General features: G+C 66.3%; 3 protein-coding genes. 2 read left to right on the forward strand and 1 reads right to left on the reverse strand.

From position 1 onward, the window contains the following. The first annotated feature begins 190 nt into the window (after nucleotides 1–190). Nucleotides 191–1198 (forward strand): LacI family DNA-binding transcriptional regulator, encoded by a 1008-nt coding sequence (locus AB0280_RS21450; RefSeq protein WP_307493479.1) that lies wholly within the window; start codon nucleotides 191–193, stop codon nucleotides 1196–1198. Between the two features lie 90 nt (nucleotides 1199–1288). Beyond that, nucleotides 1289–4339 (forward strand): glycoside hydrolase family 2 TIM barrel-domain containing protein, encoded by a 3051-nt coding sequence (locus tag AB0280_RS21455; RefSeq protein ID WP_224023627.1) that lies wholly within the window; start codon nucleotides 1289–1291, stop codon nucleotides 4337–4339. A 100-nt stretch (nucleotides 4340–4439) separates the two neighbouring features. Here the strand turns inward: AB0280_RS21455 and AB0280_RS21460 are convergent. Continuing rightward, nucleotides 4440–4779, reverse strand: a 340-nt coding sequence (locus AB0280_RS21460) for a hypothetical protein (RefSeq protein WP_307493481.1), incomplete at its 5' end; no start/stop codon positions are given.

Consider the following 4779-nt stretch of genomic DNA (forward strand, 5'->3'; position numbering starts at 1 on the left):
GAGGGTGTGGGAGAGTAGGTCACCGCCGGAACAACTATTAATGGTCGAGGCCCCAACCACACGGTTGGGGCCTCCCACATTTAACAAACAAAACATTCTTGGGCTGCTCCATCAGGTACGGTCCCCAAAACCCGCGCTCACCAGCCACATTTACTGGCGCATGTGGCTCAGCCGCCTAGACTTACCGTCTATGACCCCCCAGATCCAAGGACCCAGGGGCAAGCGGGCCACCATCCTGGATGTGGCAGCTGCAGCCGGTGTATCACGCCAGACCGTGACCCGCGCCATGAATGACATGGCCGGCATCAGCCAGGAAACCAGGGAACGGGTCCAGGGACTTGCGGCGGAAATGGGGTACATCCCCAGCCGCTTTGCGAAGGGCCTGGTGCAGGGCGCCCGGACTTCCGTAGGACTCGCCATCCCGGACCTGACAAACCCGTATTTTCCGGCCTTCGCCTCCAGCGTGGTGGAGGCTGCCACCGAGCGTGGCTGGAACGTGGTGATTGACGATTACGGCCATGGCACCGGCAGCGCCGTAACTGCCGCTGCCCGGCTTGCGCCCCAGGTGGATGCGCTGATCGGCTACCTTGCGCCGCACCCCGATGAAGCGCAGGCGCTGATGGGCCGGCGCCCCGTCGTCGCCATCGACTACCCGGGCACGGACACCGCCGGAGGAATCGCCTTCGACTACCGTCACGCTGCCCGGCTCGCCCTCAGGCACCTGTCGTCCCGGGGCTGCCGGAACATCATCTTCCTGGACTCGGACCAAGGCACTAACGCCAGCAGCCGCAGCGCGGCAGCAGCGGCCGAGGCCGAAGAGGCAGGCGTGCACCTCACCCGCCTGCCGGCGGAGCCGTCCGCGGCCGCTGCCAAATCGGCGATCGCCCTGCTCTTGACGGGCGGGGGGCGCGTCGACGGCATTCTCGCCTTCAACGACCTGATGGCAGCAGGCGCACTGAAGGCGCTCCAGGGAACTGGCAGGTCTGCCCCGGACGATTGTCCGGTCATCGGCATGGACGGGATACCACTCGGGGAGCTGCTCACCCCTGAGCTGACCACCCTCTCGCTGGACCTTCACGCGGTGGGCCGCGCCGCCGTCGGACTCGTGGACAGCTTGCTTTCCGGCCCAGTCCAGGACCGCAGCCCCGAGGCCTTCCTGACCCTCCGGCATCAGCTTGTCCTCCGGCAGTCCGCCTGACCCCTACTCAAATGGAAATCGAACGGTTAGGCTTCTTCTGCAGCACCGTGAACGTTCACGTACCGTACTCCTCCCCGCCAAGGAAGACACATGCCATTGCACAACCGAGCCGGAACTGCCGGTTACGGCTCCGCCGCCACAGCCACGGCCCCCTCCCGCTTCCTGGAGCTTGGTGCCGCGGAGGCCAGGGAATTGGCCTCGCCGGCACCGGGGCGGGGAAGCCTTCCAGCGCGGGCGCACCTCGAATCCGACGCACCCAGGCTCTCACTGAACGGGGAATGGCAGTTCCGGCTGAGCCCCGGCATCCGGACCGCACCCAACGACGGGTGGCAGCGCGGCAACGGGCTGTCCGGGTTCACTGCCCTTCCCGTCCCCTCGAGCTGGAACATGCATGGCCACGGCTCTCCGGCCTACACCAACGTCCAGTTCCCCTTCCCGGTGGAACCCCCGCACGTGCCGGATGCCAATCCCATCGGCGACCACCTGGTGGCCTTTGAGGCAGGCCCGGAGTTCCTCCCGCACGCCGTGCTCCGGTTCGATGGCATCGATTCGGCCGGGACCGTGTGGCTGAACGGGGTGGAACTGGGGTCTACCCGCGGGAGCAGGCTGGCCCACGAATTCGATGTCTCCGGCGTCCTGGTGGAAGGAACCAACACCCTGGCGGTCCGGGTGGCCCAGTTCTCCGCCTCAAGCTACGTGGAGGACCAGGACATGTGGTGGCTCCCGGGCATCTTCCGGGACGTAACGCTTCAGGGCCGGCCGGCGCAGGGGATCGACGATGTCTTTGTCCACGCGGGCTACCACCCGGGAACGGGCGCCGGCTCACTCCGCGTTGAGGTGACCCGCTCGGGGCAGGCGATTGACGCCGTCGTCCGCGTTCCGGAACTTGGCCTCGAGCTGGCCGCCGGGGTGGAGCAGCAAATCCCCGGCGTGGAGCCCTGGTCCGCTGAAATCCCACGCCTCTACGACGCCACTGTCAGCACCCCCGGCGAGACTGTCTCGCTGCAGCTGGGCTTCCGGAGCATCACCATCGAGGACGCCCAGTTCAAAGTGAACGGCCGGCGGATCCTGCTTCGCGGCGTAAACCGCCACGAGCACCACCCCCGGCTTGGCCGCGTGGTGCCGCGGGATGTGGTGGAGGCCGAGCTGCGGTTGATGAAGCAGCACAACATCAATGCCATCAGGACCTCGCATTACCCGCCGCACCCCGAGTTCCTTGCGCTGGCGGACCGGCTGGGCTTTTACGTCGTCCTTGAATGCGACCTGGAAACGCACGGCTTCCACAGCGCCGGCTGGGCACAAAACCCCAGCGATGATCCGCGGTGGGAGGCTGCGCTGGTGGACCGGATGCAGCGGACGGTGGAGCGCGACAAAAACCATCCTTCGGTGATCATGTGGTCGCTGGGCAACGAGGCGGGCACCGGCAGGAACCTGGCGGCCATGTCGCGCTGGACCAAGGACCGTGATCCGTCGCGTCCCATCCACTACGAAGGTGACTGGTCCTCGCCAGACGTGGACGTCTACTCACGGATGTACGCCAGCCAGGCCGAGACGGAGCTCATCGGGCGGGGCATTGAACCGGCCCTGGAGGATGCCGCACTCGATGCGCGGCGCCGCGCCATGCCGTTCATGCTGTGCGAATACGTCCACGCCATGGGCAACGGGCCCGGCGGCATGAGCGAGTACCAGGAGCTGTTCGAACGGTATCCCCGGCTTATGGGCGGCTTCGTCTGGGAGTGGCTTGAGCACGGGATCACCGTCCCCTCCCCTGGCGGCGGCCACCACTTCGCCTATGGCGGGGACTTCGGTGAGGAGATCCACGACGGGAACTTCGTCACGGACGGGCTGGTGGATGCCGACCGCAACCCCCGCCCCGGCCTGCTGGATTTCAAGAAGGTGATTGAACCGCTGCACATCGGGGTGGCAGACTCCTGGGCCGGCTTCACCGTGCGGAACGGCCAGGACTTTGCCGACACATCCGCCTTGCGGTTCCAATACAAGGTGGAGGACGACGGCGGCACGCAGCTGGAGGGATCGGTGGCAGTTCCGCCGCTCGCACCGCAGTCCCAGGCCGTCGTGGAGCTGCCGGCAGAGGTGGCCCGGTATGTGGCGGGCCTGCCGGAGAGCCAGCCGGCCGTACTCACGGTCAGTGCCGTACTTGCCTCGGACACTGCCTGGGCTGCTGCCGGCCATGAGGTGGCGTGGGGGCAGGCAGTCAGGGCGGTGCAGCCACCCGCCATGCCGCCGGCCGAAGAACCGGTTGACGTCACCGACCAGGAACTCCGGCTGGGTCCTGCCGTATTCGACCGGGCCACCGGCATGCCCACCTGCATCGGGGGCCTGCCCGTGGAAAAGCTGGGCCTGGTCCTGTGGTGGGCACCCACGGACAACGACCTTGGCCGGGAGTGGGGAAGCGCGGACGAGCGGCCCCTTGCCACCCAGTGGAAGGAGGCGGGACTCGACCGGCTGCACACCCGCCTGCTGGGCATCAGCGCCGAAACAACGCCCGACGGCGGCGAGCACCTTCGCGTCAGCACGCGCATGGGGGCGGCGGACAAGCAGTTCGGAGTGTTGGTCGACTATGAGTGGACCAGCGGGGCCGGCTCCCTGGCATTGCGGACCCATGTCACGCCGGTAGGGGAGTGGGTCAACGCCGGCTTTGAGGTGGAGTGGGCTCGGATCGGGCTGGAGCTTGTGCTGGGCGCCGGGACAACCACCGTGGGCTGGTTCGGCCAGGGCCCGCACCAGAGTTACCCGGACACCGGGCAGGGCACCCGGACAGGATGGTTCGAGCTGCCCCTTGCCGGCCTGGACGTGGAGTACGTCCGCCCCCAGGAGTCGGGGGCCCGGTCCGGAGTGCGGTCCGCGGTGTTGAGCGCGGGTGGCAGGGAGCTGCACGTTTGCGGCGCGCCCTTTGCGCTGACAGTCCGGCCATACAGCATGCAGGCCCTGGCAGCAGCCACCCACAGGCCCGATCTCATTCCGGACGGGCGCACCTACATCTACCTTGACCATGCCATGAGGGGTGTGGGGACGGCAGCGTGCGGGCCTGGCGTGCTGGAGCCATACCGGTTGAAGCCCCGGACGGCGGCCTTCGACGTGGTCCTCCGGGTAACTGGGAACGGCCTGCAGCAGATGTGAGCCACTCCATAAAGCCGGCAAACTGGCGCCGGAGCCCCGCCTAAGCAACCAAAAACCGCGGTATTCCGGGGTTTAGGAGGCCCCTGGGGTACGGTTTGGTTCAATTTGCGGTGGGGGTTGTGTGCGGGTATTGTTTTCTGAGTCGCCGCCGCTGAAGCGGAAAAATAGCGGCCAACCCCCCTTTTTGAACGGCCTGGAAAATGGTTCGCTTTTTGTGCGTGCTGTTGGTGGGTGGGGGCTGATCCTGGAGGTTTTGGGTCACGGAAACGTGGTTTGCAAAGCCGGGTGGGATCGGGTAAGTTTGAAAAGTTGCTCCGGAGCGATCCTGAACGTTGGTTTGGGTGATGCCGGGTGTGTCTGTTGTTTGAGAACTCAATAGTGTGCCAAGTTTGTTGATACCGATTATGTATGTAATTGGTTGAATTTGCCGAATCGTGCCG

This window comes from Pseudarthrobacter sp. 902506025 (assembly GCF_040702325.1).
In the GTDB taxonomy this organism is placed as follows: Bacteria; Actinomycetota; Actinomycetes; order Actinomycetales; family Micrococcaceae; genus Arthrobacter.

What these genes read in the sequence shown, in the direction of transcription:
- AB0280_RS21455 (WP_224023627.1), top strand. Translation starts at nt 1,289, where the DNA reads ATGCCATTGCACAACCGAGCCGGAACTGCCGGTTACGGCTCCGCCGCC.
- AB0280_RS21450 (WP_307493479.1), top strand. Translation starts at nt 191, where the DNA reads ATGACCCCCCAGATCCAAGGACCCAGGGGCAAGCGGGCCACCATCCTG.